The 21,635-nt window shown below is 61.8% G+C and carries 16 protein-coding genes, 2 tRNA genes and 3 rRNA genes; 9 read left to right on the forward strand and 12 right to left on the reverse strand.

Annotated elements, in window-relative coordinates:
• Positions 1 to 126: 126 nt before the first annotated feature.
• On the reverse strand, positions 127 to 2,217 hold the full coding sequence (gene uvrB / locus NP80_RS23970; RefSeq protein ID WP_006409595.1) for an excinuclease ABC subunit UvrB: 2,091 nt from the start codon (positions 2,215 to 2,217) through the stop codon (positions 127 to 129).
• Between the two features lie 240 nt (positions 2,218 to 2,457).
• Here uvrB and NP80_RS23975 point away from each other — a divergent pair, with 240 nt between their 5' ends.
• Positions 2,458 to 3,657, forward strand: coding sequence for an amino acid aminotransferase (locus NP80_RS23975; RefSeq protein ID WP_006407927.1), 1,200 nt, complete (start codon positions 2,458 to 2,460; stop codon positions 3,655 to 3,657).
• Positions 3,658 to 3,784: 127 nt separating this feature from the next.
• On the opposite strand, the gene NP80_RS23980 is transcribed toward NP80_RS23975, so the two are convergent.
• Positions 3,785 to 4,573, reverse strand: a complete 789-nt coding sequence (locus NP80_RS23980) for a 3-hydroxybutyrate dehydrogenase (protein ID WP_006407926.1) — start codon at positions 4,571 to 4,573, stop codon at positions 3,785 to 3,787.
• Positions 4,574 to 4,738: 165 nt separating this feature from the next.
• On the opposite strand from NP80_RS23980, the gene NP80_RS23985 reads away from it, so the two are divergent.
• Positions 4,739 to 5,710: a potassium channel beta subunit family protein gene (locus NP80_RS23985; protein ID WP_006407924.1), complete on the forward strand. Its 972-nt coding sequence runs from the start codon at positions 4,739 to 4,741 to the stop codon at positions 5,708 to 5,710.
• 106 nt (positions 5,711 to 5,816) lie between these two features.
• Positions 5,817 to 6,662: a 23S rRNA (adenine(2030)-N(6))-methyltransferase RlmJ gene (locus tag NP80_RS23990; RefSeq protein ID WP_006407923.1), complete on the forward strand. Its 846-nt coding sequence runs from the start codon at positions 5,817 to 5,819 to the stop codon at positions 6,660 to 6,662.
• 6 nt (positions 6,663 to 6,668) lie between these two features.
• Here NP80_RS23990 and NP80_RS23995 read toward each other — a convergent pair whose 3' ends face one another.
• From NP80_RS23995 to NP80_RS24025, 8 genes are all read right to left on the reverse strand, one after another.
• Positions 6,669 to 7,016 carry a hypothetical protein gene (locus tag NP80_RS23995; RefSeq protein ID WP_006409589.1) on the reverse strand — a complete coding sequence of 116 codons (348 nt, stop codon included), beginning with the start codon at positions 7,014 to 7,016 and terminating at the stop codon, positions 6,669 to 6,671.
• Between the two features lie 145 nt (positions 7,017 to 7,161).
• Positions 7,162 to 7,308: a DUF3563 family protein gene (locus NP80_RS30305; protein ID WP_006402056.1), complete on the reverse strand. Its 147-nt coding sequence runs from the start codon at positions 7,306 to 7,308 to the stop codon at positions 7,162 to 7,164.
• Between the two features lie 215 nt (positions 7,309 to 7,523).
• Complete coding sequence (cueR, locus tag NP80_RS24000; protein WP_006407921.1) at positions 7,524 to 7,928, reverse strand: Cu(I)-responsive transcriptional regulator; 405 nt, start codon at positions 7,926 to 7,928, stop codon at positions 7,524 to 7,526.
• Positions 7,929 to 8,157: 229 nt separating this feature from the next.
• Positions 8,158 to 8,270 (reverse strand): 5S ribosomal RNA (gene rrf / locus NP80_RS24005).
• Between the two features lie 152 nt (positions 8,271 to 8,422).
• A 23S ribosomal RNA gene (locus tag NP80_RS24010) occupies positions 8,423 to 11,303 on the reverse strand.
• Positions 11,304 to 11,598: 295 nt separating this feature from the next.
• Positions 11,599 to 11,674, reverse strand: a tRNA-Ala gene (locus NP80_RS24015).
• 38 nt (positions 11,675 to 11,712) lie between these two features.
• Positions 11,713 to 11,789: transfer RNA gene (locus tag NP80_RS24020), tRNA-Ile, on the reverse strand.
• A gap of 61 nt (positions 11,790 to 11,850) precedes the next feature.
• Positions 11,851 to 13,383, reverse strand: a 16S ribosomal RNA gene (locus NP80_RS24025).
• The 16S, 23S and 5S rRNA genes sit together here with 2 tRNA genes alongside, the layout of an rRNA operon.
• Positions 13,384 to 13,950: 567 nt before the next feature.
• Here NP80_RS24025 and NP80_RS24030 point away from each other — a divergent pair.
• The 4 genes from NP80_RS24030 to NP80_RS24045 all read left to right on the forward strand — a co-directional run bounded on the left by NP80_RS24030 (position 13,951) and on the right by NP80_RS24045 (position 17,755).
• A complete protein-coding gene (locus NP80_RS24030; RefSeq protein ID WP_006398828.1) occupies positions 13,951 to 15,168 on the forward strand; it encodes a DUF2863 family protein in 1,218 nt (405 codons plus the stop codon).
• 217 nt (positions 15,169 to 15,385) lie between these two features.
• Entirely contained in the window at positions 15,386 to 16,222 is an 837-nt protein-coding gene (locus NP80_RS24035) for a LuxR C-terminal-related transcriptional regulator (RefSeq protein WP_006398827.1), read from the forward strand.
• Between the two features lie 75 nt (positions 16,223 to 16,297).
• On the forward strand, positions 16,298 to 16,972 hold the full coding sequence (locus tag NP80_RS24040) for an energy-coupling factor ABC transporter permease (protein ID WP_006405544.1): 675 nt from the start codon (positions 16,298 to 16,300) through the stop codon (positions 16,970 to 16,972).
• Positions 16,973 to 17,104: 132 nt separating this feature from the next.
• Entirely contained in the window at positions 17,105 to 17,755 is a 651-nt protein-coding gene (locus NP80_RS24045) for a BspC domain-containing protein (RefSeq protein WP_080559082.1), read from the forward strand.
• Between the two features lie 81 nt (positions 17,756 to 17,836).
• On the opposite strand, the gene NP80_RS24050 is transcribed toward NP80_RS24045, so the two are convergent.
• A complete protein-coding gene (locus NP80_RS24050; RefSeq protein WP_006410119.1) occupies positions 17,837 to 18,991 on the reverse strand; it encodes a M14 family metallopeptidase in 1,155 nt (384 codons plus the stop codon).
• Between the two features lie 88 nt (positions 18,992 to 19,079).
• Positions 19,080 to 19,862 carry a peroxide stress protein YaaA gene (gene yaaA, locus NP80_RS24055; protein ID WP_006410116.1) on the reverse strand — a complete coding sequence of 261 codons (783 nt, stop codon included), beginning with the start codon at positions 19,860 to 19,862 and terminating at the stop codon, positions 19,080 to 19,082.
• Between the two features lie 57 nt (positions 19,863 to 19,919).
• Here yaaA and NP80_RS24060 point away from each other — a divergent pair, with 57 nt between their 5' ends.
• Together NP80_RS24060 and NP80_RS24065 are read left to right on the forward strand one after the other, a co-directional pair.
• The gene (locus tag NP80_RS24060) at positions 19,920 to 20,417 is read left to right on the forward strand and encodes a putative toxin-antitoxin system toxin component, PIN family (RefSeq protein WP_006398822.1); all 498 of its coding nucleotides are present in this window, start codon (positions 19,920 to 19,922) and stop codon (positions 20,415 to 20,417) included.
• Positions 20,418 to 20,448: 31 nt separating this feature from the next.
• Complete coding sequence (locus NP80_RS24065; RefSeq protein ID WP_006410107.1) at positions 20,449 to 21,621, forward strand: pyridoxal phosphate-dependent aminotransferase; 1,173 nt, start codon at positions 20,449 to 20,451, stop codon at positions 21,619 to 21,621.
• Positions 21,622 to 21,635: the final 14 nt, after the last annotated feature.

Raw genomic sequence — 21,635 nt, forward strand, 5'->3', positions numbered from 1 at the left:
AATTCTCAATAATTGCGCAGTGTAGCACCGAACCGGTTTCCGAACAAACCGGAACGGCGGCAAACCCCTGATGCGACAAGGCTTACACGGCCGTTACCGGCAGGTTTCAGCAGTGTTGGGAAAGATTTACCGGCCGCCGCTCACGTGATCGCCGACATTCGCGCCGAACACGCGCTCACGCAGCAGCGCAAGCTGATCGCGCGTCGCGGCCGCCTTTTCGAATTCGAGGTTCTTCGCGTAATCGGCCATCTGCTTCTCGAGGCGCTTGATTTCCTTCGCGAGCTGCTTCTCCGACATGTCCTCGAATTTCGCGCGCTGCTGCGCTTCCTTCAGTTCGGCGCGCGCGTCGTCCGCGTTGTAGACGCCGTCGATGATGTCCTTGATGCGCTTGACCACGCCGCGCGGCGTGATGCCCATCTTCTCGTTGTACGCGATCTGCTTCGCGCGGCGCCGCTCGGTCTCGCCGATCGCGCGCTTCATCGACTCGGTCATCGTGTCCGCGTACAGGATCGCCTTGCCGTTCACGTTGCGCGCCGCGCGCCCGATCGTCTGGATCAGCGAACGCTCGGCGCGCAGGAAGCCCTCCTTGTCCGCGTCGAGGATCGCGACGAGCGACACCTCGGGGATGTCGAGCCCTTCGCGCAGTAGGTTGATCCCGACCAGCACGTCGAACGTGCCGAGCCGCAGGTCGCGGATGATTTCCACGCGCTCGACCGTGTCGATGTCGCTGTGCAGATAGCGCACCTTGATGCCGTGATCGGCGAGGAACTCGGTCAGCTGCTCGGCCATCCGCTTCGTCAGCACGGTGATCAGCACACGCTCGCCGGCCTTCACGCGTGCGTTGATTTCGGTCAGCACGTCGTCGACCTGCGAACTCGCGGGCCGCACCTCGATTTCCGGATCGACGAGCCCGGTCGGCCGCACGACCTGCTCCGCGATCTGCCCCGTCACGCGCTGCTCGTAGTCGGCCGGCGTCGCCGACACGAACACGACCTGGCGCATCTTGCGCTCGAACTCGTGGAACTTCAGCGGGCGGTTGTCGAGCGCCGACGGCAGCCGGAACCCGTAATTCACGAGATTTTCCTTGCGCGCGCGGTCGCCGTTGTACATGCCGTTCAGCTGGCCGATCAGCACGTGCGATTCGTCGAGCAGCATCAGCGCGTCGGGCGGCAGGTAGTCGACGAGCGTCGGCGGCGGCTCGCCGGGCGCCGCGCCCGAGAAGTGCCGCGAGTAGTTCTCGATGCCCTTGCAGAAGCCGAGCTCCTGCAGCATCTCGAGGTCGAAACGCGTGCGCTGCTCGAGACGCTGCGCTTCGACGAGCTTGCCTTCGCGGTGGAAGAATTCGAGCCGCTCGCGCAGCTCCTCCTTGATCGTCTCGACCGCGCGCATCACGGTGTCGCGCGGCGTCACGTAGTGCGACGACGGATACACGGTGAAGCGCGGGATCTTCTGGCGCACGCGCCCCGTCAGCGGGTCGAACAGCTGCAGCGTCTCGACCTCGTCGTCGAACAGCTCGACGCGCACGGCCATTTCCGCGTGTTCGGCCGGGAAGATGTCGATCGTGTCGCCGCGCACGCGGAACGTGCCGCGCTGGAAGTCCTGCTCGTTGCGCGTGTACTGCATCGCGATCAGCCGCGCGATCACGTCGCGCTGGCCGAGCTTGTCGCCGGTGCGCAGCGTCAGGATCATCTGGTGGTATTCGGACGGATTGCCGATACCGTAGATCGCCGACACCGTCGCGACGATCACGACGTCGCGGCGCTCCATCAGGCTCTTCGTCGCCGACAGCCGCATCTGCTCGATGTGCTCGTTGATCGACGAGTCCTTCTCGATGAACAGGTCGCGCTGCGGCACGTACGCTTCCGGCTGGTAGTAATCGTAGTACGACACGAAATACTCGACCGCGTTGCGCGGGAAGAACTCGCGGAACTCCGCGTAGAGTTGCGCGGCGAGCGTCTTGTTCGGCGCGAACACGATCGCCGGGCGGCCGAGCCGCGCGATCGTATTCGCCATCGTGAAGGTCTTGCCCGAGCCCGTCACGCCGAGCAGCGTCTGGAATGCGAGACCGTCCTGCACGCCTTCGACGAGCGTGTCGATGGCGGTCGGCTGGTCGCCTGCGGGCGGATACGGCTGATAGAGCTGGAACGGCGACCCTTCGAACCTCACGAATTTGGATTCGTCAAGCGTGTCGCCGATTTCGGCATGGTGTTCTGACATGGAGTGCAGCCGGTGCGGAGGCAAAAAAACTATTCTAGCGCTTCGCGACCGCTCGATCTGCTGCCGCCTCCCGACACGCCGCGCCCGTCCGGCATCGCGATCGGGCACGTCGCTCCGGCGCGAATTCGCTACAATGTCAGGCTGCTGCGCTTCCCGGCGTCGTGCCTGCCCGTGCGGGCGCTGCAGCGTCCGCCTTGCCGGTTGAAAGCCTGACCCTCTTTTTACTACTGCCGAATCATCATGTCGCTCTTCTCCGCTGTCCAGCTTGCTCCCCGCGACCCGATCCTGGGCCTGAACGAAGCCTTCAACGCCGATACGCGTCCGACCAAGGTCAATCTCGGCGTCGGCGTCTACACGAACGAAGACGGCAAGATTCCGCTGCTGCGCGCGGTTCGTGAAGCGGAAAAGGCACGCGTCGACGCCGGCCTGCCGCGCGGCTATCTGCCGATCGACGGCATCGCCGCGTACGACGCGGCCGTGCAGAAGCTGCTGCTCGGCAACGATTCGCCGCTGATCGCCGCGGGCCGCGTGGTCACCGCGCAGGCGCTGGGCGGCACGGGCGCACTGAAGATCGGCGCCGATTTCCTGCGCACCGTGAACCCGAACGTGAAGGTCGCGATCAGCGATCCGAGCTGGGAAAACCACCGTGCGCTGTTCGAAGCGGCCGGTTTCGAGGTCGTCGCGTATCCGTACTACGACGCGGCCACCAACGGCGTGAACTTCGAAGGCATGCTGTCGGCGCTGAACGGCTATGCGCCGGGCACGATCGTCGTGCTGCACGCGTGCTGCCACAACCCGACGGGCGTGGACCTGACCGAAGCGCAATGGCAGCAGGTCGTCGACGTCGTCAAGGCGCGCAACCTCGTGCCGTTCCTCGACATCGCGTATCAGGGCTTCGGCGAAAGCATCGAGGCCGATGCCGCGGCCGTGCGTCTGTTCGCGGCAGCCGATCTGAACGCGTTCGTCTCGTCGTCGTTCTCGAAGTCGTTCTCGCTGTACGGCGAGCGCGTCGGCGCGCTCTCGATCATCACGTCGAGCAAGGACGAAGCCGCGCGCGTGCTGTCGCAGCTCAAGCGCGTGATCCGCACGAACTATTCGAACCCGCCGACGCATGGCGGTGCCGTGGTTGCTGCAGTGCTCGCGTCGCCGGAACTGCATGCTGCGTGGGTGCAGGAACTCGGCGAAATGCGCGATCGCATCCGCGCGATGCGCAATGGTCTCGTCGAGCGCCTGAAGGCGAGCGGCGTCGATCGCGACTTCAGCTTCATCAACGCACAGCGCGGGATGTTCTCGTATTCGGGTCTGACCGCCGCGCAAGTCGATCGTCTGCGCGAAGAGTTCGGCATTTACGCCGTCGCAACGGGCCGGATCTGCGTCGCGGCGCTGAACACGCGTAACCTCGACGTCGTCGCGAACGCCGTCGCGGCCGTGCTGAAGTAAAGCGGCAGCGCGGCAGCGGTCGTCGCTGCCCGCCGCTCGGCCGAAACGAAAAACGCGCTCTCCGGAGCGCGTTTTTTTTATGCCATTCGCTGTCGCGCGCGCGGCAATGCGCGCAGCGGCGCTCGCTTTACTGCATATACCAGCCGTGGCTGACGACCACCGATTGACCGGTCAGCGCCGCGCTCGGGAACGCCGACAGGAACAGCACCGTCTGCGCGACGTCCTGCACGGTCGTGAACACGCCGTCGACCGTATTGCCGAGCATCACCTTCTTCACGACTTCCTCTTCGCTGATGCCGAGCTCCTTGGCCTGCTCGGGGATCTGCTTGTCGACGAGCGGCGTGCGCACGAAACCCGGACACACGACATGCGAACGCACGTTGTGCTTCGCACCTTCCTTCGCGAGCACGCGTGCGAGACCGAGCAGCCCGTGCTTGGCCGTCACGTACGCCGACTTCAGCGGCGACGCCTCGTGCGAGTGCACCGAGCCCATGTAGATCACGACGCCGCCGCGATCGTCCTTGTACATGTGCTTGAGCGCGGCCTTGGTCGTCAGGAACGCGCCGTCGACGTGGATCGCCTGCATCTTCTTCCAGTCGGCGAACGAATAGTTTTCGATCGGGTTCACGATCTGGATGCCGGCATTCGACACGAGAATGTCGACCGAGCCGAACGTCTCCGCGACCTTGTCGATGCCGGTGTTGACCGCTTCCTCGTTGGTCACGTCCATCGCGACGCCGATCGCCTTGCCGCCGGCCTTGTTGATCTCGTCGGCGACGGCCGTCGCGCCGTCCAGGTTCAGATCGGCGATCGCGACGGCCGCACCCGCCTTCGCCAGCTCCAGCGCGATTTCCTTGCCGATGCCGCTCGCGGCGCCCGTGACGACTGCGGTCTTGCCGCTCAGATCTGCTGCCATGCCCGTCTCCTTCTGTTATCGGATCGATAAAGCCTGCCTGCGCCGCGCCCGCCTTCACCCAGCGGCCGCACCGGCGAACCAGCCGCTATTGTGCACGATCGGCGCTGCCGGCCGCGCGCAAAACGTCTAAGCTTAAGGTCGATCGAGTCCACGCAGGAGAGTCGCATGCACTATCGGCGCCTTGGCCGCTCCGGCCTGCAGATCAGCGCGCTTTCGCTCGGTTCTTGGGTCACGTACGGCAATCAGGTCGACCAGCGGGTCGCGCGCGAATGTCTCGCCGCCGCGCGGGACGCCGGCGTCAATTTCTTCGACAACGCCGAGGTCTACGCGGGCGGCAGGTCCGAAGAAATCATGGGCCAGGCGCTGAAGTCGCTCGGCTGGCCGCGCGTCAGCTACATCGTGTCGACGAAGTTTTTCTGGGGGCTGGCCGAAGCGCCGAACCAGTACCACACGCTGAACCGCAAATATCTGCTGAACGCCATCGACGGCTCGTTGCGGCGGCTGCAACTCGACTATGTCGACCTCGTCTACTGCCATCGCCCCGATCCGCATACGCCCATCGAAGAAACCGTATGGGCGATGAGCGACATGATCGCGCGCGGCAAGGCACTGTACTGGGGTACTTCCGAGTGGAGCGCAGACGAGATCCGCGCCGCATACGACATCGCCGAACGGCATCATCTGCATAAGCCGATCGTCGAGCAGCCGCAGTACAACCTGTTCCACCGCACGCGCGTCGAGCAGGAATATGCGCGGCTCTACGACGATTACGGCCTCGGCCTGACCACATGGAGCCCGCTCGCGTCGGGCCTGCTGACCGGCAAGTATCGCAACGGCGTCCCGCCCGGCAGTCGCGCGCAGGTGCAGGGCTATGACTGGCTGCGCGATCGCCTCACCGATCCCGCAAGCAACGCGATCGTCGCGCAGCTCGGCGACATCGCGGCCGAACTCGGCTGTACGACCGGCCAGCTCGCGATCGCGTGGGTGCTCGCGAATCCGCGCGTGAGCTCGGTGATCACCGGCGCCTCGCGGATCGAGCAGATCGGCGACAACATGCGTGCGCTCGACGTCGTCGCGCGGCTCGCGCCGGACGTGAAGCAACGCGTCGAAGCGGTGATCGGCGACGCGTACGAGTAAGGCGCGACGACGCGCGTACCTCGCGTACAATACGCGGCCGCATCGGCGCCCGAGCGCGTCCGATTGCCGCTTTTCCCGATTCACCATTCGTTCCAGGCCGCCCGCCATGCTCAGCTATCGTCACGGTTTTCACGCAGGCAACCACGCGGACGTGCTCAAGCACGCCGTCGTCGTTCAACTGCTGCGCTATCTGAACAAGAAGGACAAGTCGTACTGGTACATCGATACGCATGCCGGCGCAGGCGTGTATTCGCTGCGCGACGGCTATGCGGCGAAGACGGCCGAGTACGATACCGGCATCGGCCGACTGTGGAACGACAAGAATCTGCCGCCGGCGCTCGGCGAGTATGTCGACGAAGTGCGCGCGCTGAACGACGACGGCGAACTGCGTTACTACCCGGGCTCGCCGTATCTGGCGTGGCGCTTGATGCGCGAACAGGACCGGATGCGCCTGTTCGAAATGCACACGACCGAAATCGACGTGCTGCGCCACAATTTTCGCGATGCCGGACGACGCGCCATGATCTTCGCCGGGGACGGCTTCGAAGGCATCAAGGCGCTGCTGCCGCCGCCGCCGCGACGCGCGCTCGTGTTGATCGATCCGTCGTACGAGGACAAGAAGGATTACGCGCGCACGATCACTTGCGTGACCGAGTGCCTCAAGCGCTTTGCGACGGGCTGCTATGCGATCTGGTATCCGCAAGTGACGCGGCCCGAATCGCAGCGTTTTGCGGAACAGCTGAAGCGCCTGCAGCCGGACAACTGGCTGCACGCGACGCTGACGGTGTCGAATCCGCCCGCAGACGGGCTCGGCCTCTACGGAAGCGGCATGTTCATTCTGAACCCGCCGTACACGCTTGCCCAAAGCATGAACGACGCGCTGCCCTATCTGGTCGAGACGCTCGGACAGGACAGCGGCGCGCGATGCCAGGTCGAGCACCGCGGCAATTGATCGGCGTTACGGCTGCAGCGGTCGCGGGCGCGGCGTGATGACGGCCGGCGAGCCGGTTCGCGATGCCCCTGCTGCCGGCACGTCGATGTACGGCGCGACGAACAGCGGAATCGACGAAGTGCCGGTCTGCCCTGCCGGCGCGCGCATGCCTGCCGGCTCGACAATCGGCTCCGACGATAGCGGTGCCGTCTGCAGAACCAGTCCGCCGCGGCCGTCCTGGATGCCGCGCTGAGTATCGAGGATCAACGGCTTCGACGACGTCGCAGCCGCAGCGACGATGCCGTGAAGCAGTATCGCGGCACCCGCAATGGCGTGCGCGCGCGCAGCGCGGCGCCCCGTGAAACGCAAGCGCATGATCGTGCCCCCTGATTGAAAAACAGGCCCATACCATAGCGCCATACGGCGAATTTCTCCAGTTTCGCTGCACAAAAAACAAAGCCCCGTTAATACGGGGCTTGCTTTTGGACCGGTGCCGCGCGGCACCTGGCGTTCACGGCAATTACCGCGAGTAGCCGTTGGTTTCGAGCGAACGGATACGTTGCTCGAGCTGGACGATGTCCGACGACGTGGCGAGATAAGCCTCACGGCGCTCGCGCTCTGCGGATTCGAACCAGTTGCTCAGCTTTTCGACGATGTAGGCGATCATGATGTTCTCCAAGGAAGGGGAACCCTGGCGAAGCGAGATTCAGGGATTTCCCGTATAGGGTTATCCCGAATTATAGCGATCCCACACCGCGATGCTAGTGAAATGCTTGCATGGCAGCCATTCCGTTTTGGAATGATGCGCTGCCGTCCGTTTGTAACCCATTGATTTTTAAAGGGGTGGAGTAAAACCTCGGCTCGGCGTGTCGAGCGCGCGCACTAATGTGGTTCACCGACGGGCTCGGCAAGTCGCGCCAAAATCGGGCATTCGGGACGCGCGTCACCGTGACAGTGCGCGGCGAGGTCCATCAGCGTGTTGCGCATATCGGTGAGTTCGGCGATTCGTTTGTCGAGCTCGGCGACATGGCCGAGCGCGATCGACTTCACTTCGGCACTGGCTCGCGACCGGTCTTGCCATAGCGTCAGCAGTTTTCGAATGTCCTCGACGAAAAAGCCGAGTCGACGCGCCTGGCGGATAAACCGCAGCGTATGGATTTCGTCCGGACCGTAGATCCGATAGCCGGCGTCGCTGCGCTTGCTTGGCGTCAGCAGACCGACCTGCTCGTAGTACCGGATCATTTTTGCGCTGACGCCGGATGCGCGCGATGCGTCGCCGATATTCATTCCATGCCCTCTTTCGCGATCTCGTTCGGATGACTGTCCGACAGATCTCGATCGTATCAAATCGTGGGGTTCGGCTTTCGGCTGCCGTTCGACATGGAAAGGGGTGGAGTTCGATCGAATGTCGGGGGCGTCGGCTGTGCTGCGTCGTCGAGCGCGACGCGAGAGCGCATTTCGGCCGCCGCAAATGCAAAAACCCCCGCCTGCTGGGCGGGGGTTCTTGGCTTAGGGAGCCTGACGATTACCTACTTTCACACGGGAATCCGCACTATCATCGGCGTAGAGTCGTTTCACGGTCCTGTTCGGGATGGGAAGGGGTGGGACCGACTCGCTATGGTCATCAGGCAAAGAGGGTTGTTGCGCCGCTTCGCAGCGCAACCAATCGGGAAGAAGCAGTAATTTTGGGTTGTGCGTATCGCACACGAGAATCCAACATGTCGCTTTGGATCGCAGCCGGTGCTGTCGCACGGCGCCGATCTACAAGGCAGACTTGTTATAGGATCAAGCCTTACGGGCAATTAGTATCGGTTAGCTGAACGCATTACTGCGCTTACACACCCGACCTATCAACGTCCTGGTCTCGAACGACCCTTCAAGGAGGTCAAGCCTCCAGGGATATCTCATCTTAAGGCGAGTTTCCCGCTTAGATGCTTTCAGCGGTTATCTCTTCCGAACATAGCTACCCGGCGATGCGACTGGCGTCACAACCGGTACACCAGAGGTTCGTCCACTCCGGTCCTCTCGTACTAGGAGCAGCCCCCTTCAAATATCCAACGCCCACGGCAGATAGGGACCAAACTGTCTCACGACGTTTTAAACCCAGCTCACGTACCTCTTTAAATGGCGAACAGCCATACCCTTGGGACCGGCTACAGCCCCAGGATGAGATGAGCCGACATCGAGGTGCCAAACACCGCCGTCGATATGAACTCTTGGGCGGTATCAGCCTGTTATCCCCAGAGTACCTTTTATCCGTTGAGCGATGGCCCTTCCATACAGAACCACCGGATCACTATGACCTGCTTTCGCACCTGCTCGACTTGTCGGTCTCGCAGTTAAGCACGCTTATGCCATTGCACTATCAGCACGATTTCCGACCGTACCTAGCGTACCTTCGTACTCCTCCGTTACCCTTTGGGAGGAGACCGCCCCAGTCAAACTGCCTACCATGCACTGTCCCCGATCCGGATCACGGACCAAGGTTAGAACCTCAAACAAACCAGGGTGGTATTTCAAGGACGGCTCCACCGAAACTAGCGTTCCGGTTTCATAGCCTCCCACCTATCCTACACAGATCGGTTCAAAGTCCAATGCAAAGCTACAGTAAAGGTTCATGGGGTCTTTCCGTCTAGCCGCGGGTAGATTGCATCATCACAAACACTTCAACTTCGCTGAGTCTCGGGAGGAGACAGTGTGGCCATCGTTACGCCATTCGTGCAGGTCGGAACTTACCCGACAAGGAATTTCGCTACCTTAGGACCGTTATAGTTACGGCCGCCGTTTACCGGGACTTCAATCAAGAGCTTGCACCCCATCATTTAATCTTCCGGCACCGGGCAGGCGTCACACCCTATACGTCCACTTTCGTGTTTGCAGAGTGCTGTGTTTTTATTAAACAGTCGCAGCCACCAGTTTATTGCAACCCCTTCACCCTTCCAGCGCAGGCTGGTCAAGCTACAAGGGCGTACCTTATCCCGAAGTTACGGTACCAATTTGCCGAGTTCCTTCTCCCGAGTTCTCTCAAGCGCCTTAGAATACTCATCTCGCCCACCTGTGTCGGTTTGCGGTACGGTCATCGTTAGACTGAAGCTTAGAGGCTTTTCTTGGAACCACTTCCAATTGCTTCGCGACCGAAGTCGCTCGCGCCACACCCTTGAATCCTGCGCCCGGATTTGCCTAAGCGCCTTCTCCAATGCAGCGACCGGGACGTCCAACACCCGGACAACCTTCCGCGATCCGTCCCCCCATCGCATCTAACGACGGTGCAGGAATATTGACCTGCTTCCCATCAGCTACGCATTTCTGCCTCGCCTTAGGGGCCGACTCACCCTACGCCGATGAACGTTGCGTAGGAAACCTTGGGCTTACGGCGAGGGGGCCTTTCACCCCCTTTATCGCTACTCATGTCAGCATTCGCACTTCCGATACCTCCAGCATCCTTTACAAGACACCTTCGCAGGCTTACGGAACGCTCTCCTACCATGCGAGCAAGCTCGCATCCGCAGCTTCGGTATATGGCTTAGCCCCGTTACATCTTCCGCGCAGGACGACTCGATCAGTGAGCTATTACGCTTTCTTTAAAGGGTGGCTGCTTCTAAGCCAACCTCCTGACTGTTTTAGCCTTCCCACTTCGTTTCCCACTTAGCCATATTTGGGGACCTTAGCTGGCGGTCTGGGTTGTTTCCCTCTTGACACCGGACGTTAGCACCCGATGTCTGTCTCCCGTGATTGCACTCTTCGGTATTCGGAGTTTGCTATGGCGGGGTAATCTGCAATAGACCCCCCAACCATGACAGTGCTCTACCCCCGAAGGTGAGACACGAGGCACTACCTAAATAGTTTTCGGAGAGAACCAGCTATTTCCAGGTTTGTTTAGCCTTTCACCCCTATCCACAGCTCATCCCCTAACTTTTCAACGTTAGTGGGTTCGGACCTCCAGTACGTGTTACCGCACCTTCATCCTGGCCATGGATAGATCACCTGGTTTCGGGTCTACGCCCAGCAACTGAACGCCCTATTCGGACTCGCTTTCGCTACGCCTGCCCTATACGGTTAAGCTTGCTACTGAACGTAAGTCGCTGACCCATTATACAAAAGGTACGCCGTCACCCCTTACGAGGCTCCGACTGTTTGTATGCATGCGGTTTCAGGATCTATTTCACTCCCCTCCCGGGGTTCTTTTCGCCTTTCCCTCACGGTACTGGTTCACTATCGGTCGATCACGAGTATTTAGCCTTGGAGGATGGTCCCCCCATCTTCAGACAGGATTTCACGTGTCCCGCCCTACTTGTCGTACACCTAGTTCTTTCATACTGTTTTCGCCTACAGGGCTATCACCTGCTATGGCCGCACTTTCCAGAGCGTTCGGCTAACAATACGAATAAAGAGTACAAGGCTCATCCCATTTCGCTCGCCACTACTTTGGGAATCTCGGTTGATTTCTTTTCCTGCGGTTACTTAGATGTTTCAGTTCACCGCGTTCGCTTCACATGACCTATGTATTCAGTCATGGATACTCCATACGGAGTGGGTTTCCCCATTCGGACATCCCCGGATCAAAGCTTGTTTGCCAGCTCCCCGGGGCTTTTCGCAGGCTACCGCGTCCTTCATCGCCTGTGATCGCCAAGGCATCCACCACATGCACTTGTTCGCTTGACCCTATAACGAGTCTGTCTCGTCGACAGTCGTTACAGGTTGAGTTCTCGCGTTGTGCCGTATTCCAATTAGAGCCGAACATGAAGTTCGAATCATCTTGAGATACATCGATACAATCACAACCCGGATAGTTTCCACGTCCATCTCATAAGACGCTTCCGCTATCCAAATTACTTACTTCTTCCTGATTGTTAAAGAACGACAGCCGATACAGTTTCCTGCATCACTCTGACTGGCTCAATCGCCAATGCCAAATCCTCGGTTCGCTTTCGAACCAAGCACTTCGCATTGAAGATTGTGGTGGAGGCAGACGGGATCGAACCGACGACCCCCTGCTTGCAAAGCAGGTGCTCTCCCAGCTGAGCTATGCCCCCATACAGAGACCACTCAGGTTTCTTCTCGCCAGACAACTTGGTGGGTCTGGTTGGATTCGAACCAACGACCCCCGCCTTATCAAGACGGTGCTCTAACCGACTGAGCTACAGACCCCTGAGTCTGTCTTGATTACAGCCGATAAGCGTGAGCGCTCAACTTCGCGAGATAGCTCTGGAAAGGAGGTGATCCAGCCGCACCTTCCGATACGGCTACCTTGTTACGACTTCACCCCAGTCATGAATCCTACCGTGGTGACCGTCCTCCTTGCGGTTAGACTAGCCACTTCTGGTAAAACCCACTCCCATGGTGTGACGGGCGGTGTGTACAAGACCCGGGAACGTATTCACCGCGGCATGCTGATCCGCGATTACTAGCGATTCCAGCTTCATGCACTCGAGTTGCAGAGTGCAATCCGGACTACGATCGGTTTTCTGGGATTAGCTCCCCCTCGCGGGTTGGCAACCCTCTGTTCCGACCATTGTATGACGTGTGAAGCCCTACCCATAAGGGCCATGAGGACTTGACGTCATCCCCACCTTCCTCCGGTTTGTCACCGGCAGTCTCCTTAGAGTGCTCTTGCGTAGCAACTAAGGACAAGGGTTGCGCTCGTTGCGGGACTTAACCCAACATCTCACGACACGAGCTGACGACAGCCATGCAGCACCTGTGCGCCGGTTCTCTTTCGAGCACTCCCGAATCTCTTCAGGATTCCGACCATGTCAAGGGTAGGTAAGGTTTTTCGCGTTGCATCGAATTAATCCACATCATCCACCGCTTGTGCGGGTCCCCGTCAATTCCTTTGAGTTTTAATCTTGCGACCGTACTCCCCAGGCGGTCAACTTCACGCGTTAGCTACGTTACTAAGGAAATGAATCCCCAACAACTAGTTGACATCGTTTAGGGCGTGGACTACCAGGGTATCTAATCCTGTTTGCTCCCCACGCTTTCGTGCATGAGCGTCAGTATTGGCCCAGGGGGCTGCCTTCGCCATCGGTATTCCTCCACATCTCTACGCATTTCACTGCTACACGTGGAATTCTACCCCCCTCTGCCATACTCTAGCCTGCCAGTCACAAATGCAGTTCCCAGGTTGAGCCCGGGGATTTCACATCTGTCTTAACAGACCGCCTGCGCACGCTTTACGCCCAGTAATTCCGATTAACGCTCGCACCCTACGTATTACCGCGGCTGCTGGCACGTAGTTAGCCGGTGCTTATTCTTCCGGTACCGTCATCCCCCGACTGTATTAGAGCCAAGGATTTCTTTCCGGACAAAAGTGCTTTACAACCCGAAGGCCTTCTTCACACACGCGGCATTGCTGGATCAGGCTTTCGCCCATTGTCCAAAATTCCCCACTGCTGCCTCCCGTAGGAGTCTGGGCCGTGTCTCAGTCCCAGTGTGGCTGGTCGTCCTCTCAGACCAGCTACTGATCGTCGCCTTGGTAGGCCTTTACCCCACCAACTAGCTAATCAGCCATCGGCCAACCCTATAGCGCGAGGCCCGAAGGTCCCCCGCTTTCATCCGTAGATCGTATGCGGTATTAATCCGGCTTTCGCCGGGCTATCCCCCACTACAGGACATGTTCCGATGTATTACTCACCCGTTCGCCACTCGCCACCAGGTGCAAGCACCCGTGCTGCCGTTCGACTTGCATGTGTAAGGCATGCCGCCAGCGTTCAATCTGAGCCAGGATCAAACTCTTCAGTTCAAACCTGTTACTGTTTTCGGTTCTCTCGAACCGGTCGCTCACTCAAAGCTGACAGGTCATATGAATTGCTTCATAAACCTGACTTACTTTAGTGTGAGACTCTTGATACTTTTGCTATCCCGATCCGAAGATCAGGGCTCGCTCACATCAAGCGCCCACACTTATCGGCTGTTAGTTTTTAAAGAACATGTCTGCGAGCAGATCGTCTTGCTCAGCAGCGCTGCGTTGTCAGCAGCAGAGAAGCGAGATTATGAACACTGTTTCGCAGCTCGTCAACAACTTTTTTCACTACATCGTTGCGACTGCGGGGTTCTTCTTCCTTCGTCGGCCGGGCGCTCCATGCTGCAGCACACATCCGGCTCCGCTTCCCCTCCCGCGCCGCGTTTCCGTTAGCGCGAAAGAGGCGTGATTCTATGCAGCTCGCGCAGGATGCGCAAGGGGGTCGACGCACTTTTTTTGTCCCCGCGATTTCATCGCAGCGAGACCGCCGAGTAGCACGACAGCGCTTATGGCGCGCAGAACGGACTAGAATGTGAGGTTCTTCGCCTCTTTCTATACGTATTTAATATGCGCCAGCGAATCGCCAAACGTCTTCCCCCCGATGCCGACAAGCTCGTCGGCCTGTCGCTTGCGCTCTTCGCTTCGGGCAGCCGCATCGAAGATCGCTTCTGGGAAGCGAAGCTCGATGCCCTGCTTGCCAAGATCGTTCGCAACGGCAATCAGACCACGCTCGACGCAGCGCTCGACCATCTGCAACAGAATCATCCCGACGCGTACGGTGCGCTCGCCGACATGGCAGAAACGCACAGCGAGTCGATGGTGATCGAGCACGACGGCCAACCGTACGACGCACTGCTCGTCGCGGTGCCCGTGCTCGCCTGGACGCGCTATGTGATTCCGTCGGGTCCGCTCAAGAGCGACATCGCCGACGCGCTGCGTGCGCACCTGCAGGCCCACGTGCTCGCCAACGGCACGCTGGTCGGGCTCGCGCCGTTCATGTACAGCATCGATCAACTGCCGCGGCACCACGTCGAAACCTACCGGCTCGCGCAGCAGCTCGCGCATGCGGCCCTCGGCCAGCATGCGGCCAAGCTCAATTTCGGCGACCTGCCGGAAACGTCCCCGATCCTGGCCGACCCGCGCTTCCTGCTCGCGGTCGTCGCCGCGCCCGCCGGCGCACCGCTGTTCCGCTGGCAGGAAGAAGAGCACGGCAACCGCATCGAGCGCGGCCAGTGTCTCGAGCAATGGACGGCCCAGGGCGGCCCGAACCTGTCGCTCGCACTGCCCGGCTGCGAGTTCGAGTGCCTGCTTCCGGACGCGTACTATTCGGCATGCCGCGATGCGGACGAACGCATACGTCCTCACACGGTCCGTACCGCGATTCGTTATCTTTTCGACACACTTGGTGCAGCGCCGCAGGAACTGCGCGCGGTCGTCGCCGGCTTCGGCGACCGACGCATCGACGAATATCGCGTGGGCTTCACGCGGCGCGGCAGCAACGACGTGATCTATGGCGTCGTCTGGCCGCTGTACGGCCGCGAGAACGGCGACGTATCGATCGACAGCGCGACGCTCGAGGGCGAAGCGCCGATCGACGGCCCGCTCGAGGAAATCGTGAGCCTGCTGAAGGAATGCGGCGTCACGGACATCCGCCGGCACGCCGGGCGTTTCGAGCCGGAATACTGCGACGATTGCGGCGTGCCGCTCTATGCCGATCCGCTCGGCGAAATCGTCCATGCCGAGATGCCGGAAGACGCGTCGCCTGCGCAGCCGCATTTCCACTGATCGCCGGCACGGGCCGCCACGACCCGCAACGAGCCATCGCGTAAGCCGCTTCCGCCCCGTGCGGAAGCGGCTTTTTTCTTGTCTGCCTCCTTTGCCGCCAAATTTCGAACTTCTCCTAAGCCATTCAGCCAAGCAGACAACGTGTAAGGTATTTGTCATGATCGGCGCTCGACATACTTGCCGACAGATCAACGACACATTCGTAAGGAGGCTGAATATGCGGTTCCTGGTGGTCAATTCGGATGCCGAGCGGCGTGACGGGCTCAAGGCCCTGTTGCGGCAGATCGACCGTCACGCGCGTATCAACGACGCGCCCGACGGTTTCCAGGCGCGTCGCCTGCTGCGCACGCAGCGCTTCGATCTCGTCGCGATCGACTGGCTGGACGTCGGAAAGGTCAGCGAACTCCAGGCGCTGTGCACGGCCTGTTCGCCGACGCCCGTCGCGATGCTGATCGGCGACACGACCCCGGAAGCGGTTCAGAACTTCTTCGACTATGGCGTCGCGGGCGTGATTCCACATGCCACGCGTCCGCATCTGCTGGTTCGCGCGCTCGAGATGGTGCTGCTCGGCGGTCACTATATTCCGCCGATCGCCCTGCGGCTGCTGCCTTCCGCGGCCGTCACCCGTCACGATGCGCGTTTCCAGACGCTCGCGAACGCATTGCCGCGCCGCTCGCCGGCCGGTCTGCTGTCGCCGCGACAAGCGCAGATCATGCGCTTCGTCCACATGGGCAGCACGAACAAGATGATCGCGCGCACGCTCGGCATCAGCGAAGGCACCGTGAAGATCCATCTCGCGAGCATCTTCCAGCAGCTCGGCGCCGCGAACCGCGCCGCCGCGGTCGCCATCTACAACGGCTGGCTGTCGCCGCATCTCGAGGTGCTGCTTGCGGACCGCGATCGCGCGCGCAAGCCCGTACTCGGCGAACGCGGCCCGGTCCCGCTGCGCGCACAACGGAACACGCGCCCGTATCCGCTGCCGAGCGCGACCGTCGACGATCCGGAACTGCCGCTCGCCGCCGAGGCGCTGCCCCGTTTCCGGCGCAGTCACTAGACGAACAGTCTCGATATTGCGACGGTCGACGTGTGCGGATTCCCACCTTTGATGCTCAACGAGTAATATGGACGCATGGGTTTTCTTTTCACACCGCTTCCGCTCTGGGTTGGCATCGGTGGCTGGATCGCCGCCGCGGCGCTGCTCGCGCTCGCGTTCTGGAAGCGCCCGTTCGTCCGCCTGCACGATGCGACGCTGCAGCACGTCTGGCTCGCACTCGTGACGGCCATCACCGTTCTCTGGGCGTCCAACGCATGGCTGGAGGACGGTGTCGTCATGCATCTGCTCGGCGCGACGCTGCTCGTCACGCTGTTCGACTGGACGCTCGCGCTGGTCGCGATGGGCGCCGTCACGGCGATCGCCGCGATTATCTTCGATGCATCGTGGCAAGGGGTCGGCCTGACCTACCTCGTCTACGGCGCGCTGCCCGTCGCGGTATCGGCATTGCTGCAGCGCGCGGCAATCGCATGGCTGCCGCACAATCTGCTGTCGTTCATCGCGGGGCAGGGTTTCGTGTCGCCGGCCGTCGCGATCGTTGCAGCTGCGGCCGCGGCGGCCGGCGTGCAGCTCGCGCTTGCCAACGGCGCGCCTGTCGTAATTCCGGGCGGCTACCTGTTCAACACGGTACTGCTCGCGCTCGGCGAAGCGTGGTTCACCGGCATGACGACCGCGCTAATCGCCGTCTATCGTCCCGCGTGGGTCACCACGTTCGACGTCCGCCGTTATCGTCTGGGTGGCCCGCGCGCTTGAACGTGCTGCGCCCCCGCGCGGCGCCGGCGCGTACCGCTTGCGCAGCGCAGGCGAGTCGGCCGTCTACTGCCGCGCTACTTTTTTACGCTAAGATTGAACTCCTGTTCTTCATCGGGCCTCTATACCTGCCCGATGCCTCATTCGCTCCTCACCAATAACCAGATGGACAGCTCAACTGCCTCGCTCCGGATCGTCCGGACGCTCGGCAAGCTGGCGGCCTGTGTCGCGGGCTTGTCGCTTGCACTTCCGGCACCGGTCTTCGCCGACCTTCTCGACCAGCGTTCCGAGCTGATCAATAAATTCGTCAACGAAATGCACGCCGATCCGCTCGTCGCCGACTGCGCCGCGCACGGCAGCTTCATCGCGAGCACGTCGACTGCCTTCGACCGCGTCGAGTTTGCGCCGAATGCATTCGAAAACGGCAACGCGACGATCACGCCGTGGAACGATTCGTTCGATCAAGGCAAGCAGCGCGTGAAGGTCGACAACATCGTCACCGTCGACGGGCTCGGCATTCGGACGAACGGCGGCGATCCCGAACCGCTGAAGTTTCGCTGCGGCTATGTCGGTCAGCAGATGCTCGCGTTCAGCTGGAACGATCCCGTTCCGCCGCTCAAGCCGCGCGTCGAGCGCCCGGCACCGTCGACGAAGAAATTCAAGGGCAAATCGCACAAGGGCAAGGTGAAGGCCAAGGCGACCGGGCGTCCCGCGAAAAAGGCCGTCACGAAAAAATCGACCGCGACGAAAAAAACCGTCAAGAAAAAGACCGCGAAGAAGTCCTGACGCGACGCAGCGGCAACGTCAGAAGCGAAAAAGCCGGCGCATCGTTCGATGCGGCCGGCTTTTTCGTTACCGACAATGCGTTTACGCGAACGTCTCGATCTGCTTGAGGATCGCCGCCAGCATCGCCGCGCCAAGCGCCGCGCTACGTTCGCCGTTCCAGCCGACGCGCTCGTCCGGCAGATTCGCGTTGTCCTTGAACGGCATCTCGAGCGTCAGCGACAGACAGCCGAACCGGTGTCCGACGTACTTCGACGCGAGCTTCAGCGCGTCCTCCTTGTACTTGCTAGCCGCATAGCCGTGCTCGGTCTGGAAGTCGGGGCTCGCGACCTTGAACGCTTCGATGAAGGCGCCCTGCTCCTTGCGCTGCTGCTCGGTAAAGCTCGGCAACATCTCCGAGCCGGCGACGAACACGTACGGCAGATCCTCGTCGCCGTGGATGTCGAAAAACATGTCGCAGCCAATCGCATGAATCGCATCGCGCACCGCGAGCACCTCGGGGCTGCGCTCGGCATCGGGCGCCATCCATTCGCGATTCAGGTTCGCGCCGGCCGCATTGGTGCGCAGATTGCCGTGCACGCTGCCGTCGGGATTCATGTTCGGCACGATATGAAAGATCGCGCGATCGTAGAGCTTGCGCGCAACCGGATCGCCGGCCCAGTCGCCCCATCCGGCCAGCCGCTTCACGAGCCCTTCGACGAACCATTCGGCCATCGTCTCGCCCGGATGCTGCCGCGCGATGATCCACACCTTCTTCTTCGGCGCGCCATCGGTTTCCGGCGTACCGAGCGTCAGCAGCGACATCGGACGGCCTTCCACCGTACGGCCGAGTTCGACGACGCTCGCCTGCGGCAACTGCTGGACCGCACCGAGAAACGCGGCGTGGCGCTCGTCCGAATACGGTTCGAAGTACGCGTAATAGATGCTGTCGAATTCGGGCGTATGGTCGATCGTCATCGTGCGGCCGTCGAACGTCGTCGGCACGCGGAACCAGTCGACGCGATCGTAGCTCGCGACCGCGCGGTAGTCGCGCCAACCCGACGGATACGCACACTGCGCGGCGTTCTCGAACGTCATCACGCAGCGCTCGCCGCGCGCGCCAGTCACGCGGAAATAGAACCACTGCGCGAATTCCGAGCGATTGTCGCCGCGCACGCGCAGCCGGATCGCGTCCGCGCTGTCGCAGGACACGACGTCGATTGCGCCCGCGTCGAAGTTGCTGGTGATCGAAAGAGCCATCCGTTTCTCCTTGAGCGGCCGTCACGCGCGGTGTGCCGCGCGCCGCGCCTCATGCATGCGCCGGCCGTCTCATGAACGGCCGGCAGGGTCACTCGCCGACACGCCGGCGATATACGTAAGTCGAGTCGTTCGACGCGGCCGCGTCGAATGCATAGCCTTCCATCGCGAATGCCTGCAGCGCCTTCGGCTCGGCGATGCGGTTCTCGACGACATAACGCGCCATCAGCCCGCGCGCGCGCTTCGCGTGGAAGCTGATGATCTTGTAGCGGCCGCCCTTCCAGTCCTCGAAGACCGGCGTAATGACCGGCGCGGCCAGCAGCTTCGGCTTGACCGACTTGAAGTATTCGGTCGACGCGCAGTTGATCAGCACGCGCGATGCGCCGCGGCGCGTCTCGAGCTGCTCGTTCAGCGCGCGCGTGATGCGGTCGCCCCAGAACGCGTACAGGTCCTTGCCGCGCGTATTCGCGAAGCGCGTGCCCATCTCGAGCCGGTACGGCTGCAGCAGGTCCAGCGGACGCAGCAGGCCATACAAGCCCGACAGCACGCGCACGTGTTGCTGCGCATAGTCGAGATCGGCGGCCGACAGCGATTTCGCGTCGAATCCTTCGTACACGTCGCCGTTGAACGCCAGCACGGCCTGCTTCGAATTGGCGGGCGTGAAGATCGGCGACCAGTCCGCGTAGCGCTGGTAGTTCAGCCGCGCGAGCGGATCGGAGATGTCCATCAGCGTCGCGATGTCCTGCGGCGACAGCTTGCGCAGGCCCGCGATCAGTTCCGACGCGTCGTCGACGAATGCAGGCTGCGTGTAAGACTGCACGTGGGCGGGCGTCTCGTAGTCGAGGGATTTGGCGGGAGAGAGAACGATTATCATAGAGGCTCGCTGGCACGCCGTGCCGTGCGGTCAGACGAAAACCACCGATTGTAACGAATGCCCAGCTCCCTCGCCCCACCCGCCGCGCGCCGCGTCGTGCTCGACTCGAACGTGTGGATCGACATCCTCGTGTTCGACGATCCGGCCACGCGGCCGATTCTCGCCGCGCTGGAATGCGGCACGCTCGCGGCCGTCATCGACGGCCGGTGCCTGACGGAGCTCGAGCATGTGCTCGACTATCCGCAGTTTCGCGCGCGCGCGATCGACAAGGCGGCCGCGCTCGCGACGGTCGCGCGCCTCGCGCACGTCGTCGAGCCGGCGCCGGCCGACGCAGACGCGCCGCCGCTGCCGAAATGCAAGGACCGCGACGACCAGAAATTTCTCGAGCTGGCCCGCGCCGCACAGGCCGAGTGGCTCGTGTCGAAAGACCGCGCGCTGCTGAAGCTCGCGAAGCGCACAGCGCGCGATTTCGGCTTCCGCATCGCGCAACCCGCACCGTTTACCGAGGCCTGCGCGCTCGCCGCCGCAACGGCCGCCACTGTCACGCCGGCCTGACGCTGCCGGCATCACCACTTCGACCGTACCGATGAACGCTCCTTCCGACATGCCAACGTCCCCCGTTTTCCCGTCGCGCCTGCCGAACGTCGGCACGACGATCTTCACGGTCATGAGCGCGCTCGCCGCCGAAAAAGGCGCGGTGAATCTCGGGCAGGGCTTTCCGGATTTCGACTGCGACCCGCGCATCGTCGACGCGGTCGCGGCCGCGATGCGCAGGGGCCACAACCAGTACCCGCCGATGGCGGGCGTCGCGCCGCTGCGCGAAGCGATCGCGGACAAGATCGCGCAGCTCTACGGCCGCCGCTACGATGCCAGCACCGAAATCACCGTGACGGCCGGCGCGACGCAGGCGCTGCTGACGGCCATCCTGTGCGCCGTGCATCCGGGCGACGAAGTGATCGTCGTCGAGCCGACCTACGACAGCTATCTGCCGTCGATCGAACTCGCCGGCGGCAAGCCCGTCTTCGTCACGCTGGAAGCGCCGGACTACGCGATTCCGTTCGACCGTCTCGCGGCCGCGATCACGCCGAACACGCGGATGATCCTGATCAACACGCCGCACAACCCGACCGGCACCGTGTGGCGCGAAGCGGACATGCGCAAGCTCGAGGACATCGTGCGCGGCACCAACGTGCTGATCCTGTCGGACGAGGTGTACGAGCACATGGTCTACGACGGCGAGCGTCACGAAAGCGTCGCGTGCTATCCGGAGCTCGCCGCACGCAGCTTCATCGTGTCGAGCTTCGGCAAGACGTATCACGTGACCGGCTGGAAGGTCGGTTACGTCGCGGCACCGGCCGCGCTGACTGCCGAGTTCCGCAAGGTCCATCAGTTCAACGTGTTTACGGTCAATACGCCGATGCAGATCGGCCTCGCCGACTATCTGCGCGATCCGGCGCCGTACCTGACGCTCGCGGGCTTCTATCAGAACAAGCGCGACTTTTTCCGCGCGGGCCTCGAACGCACGCGCTTCAAGCTGCTGCCGTGCTCGGGTACGTACTTCCAGTGCGTCGACTATTCGGCGATCAGCGACCTGCCGGAAGCGGAATTCTCGAAGTGGCTGACGTCGGAAATCGGCGTGGCCGCGATTCCGGTGTCGGCGTTCTATCACGAGCCGCACGAGTCGGGCGTCGTGCGCTTCTGCTTCGCGAAACAGGAGAGCACGCTCGCGACCGCGCTCGAGCGGCTCGCGCGGCTGTAACGCGCTGGCCGGGC

The organism is Burkholderia multivorans ATCC BAA-247 (genome assembly GCF_000959525.1).
In the GTDB taxonomy this organism is placed as follows: domain Bacteria; phylum Pseudomonadota; class Gammaproteobacteria; order Burkholderiales; family Burkholderiaceae; genus Burkholderia; species Burkholderia multivorans.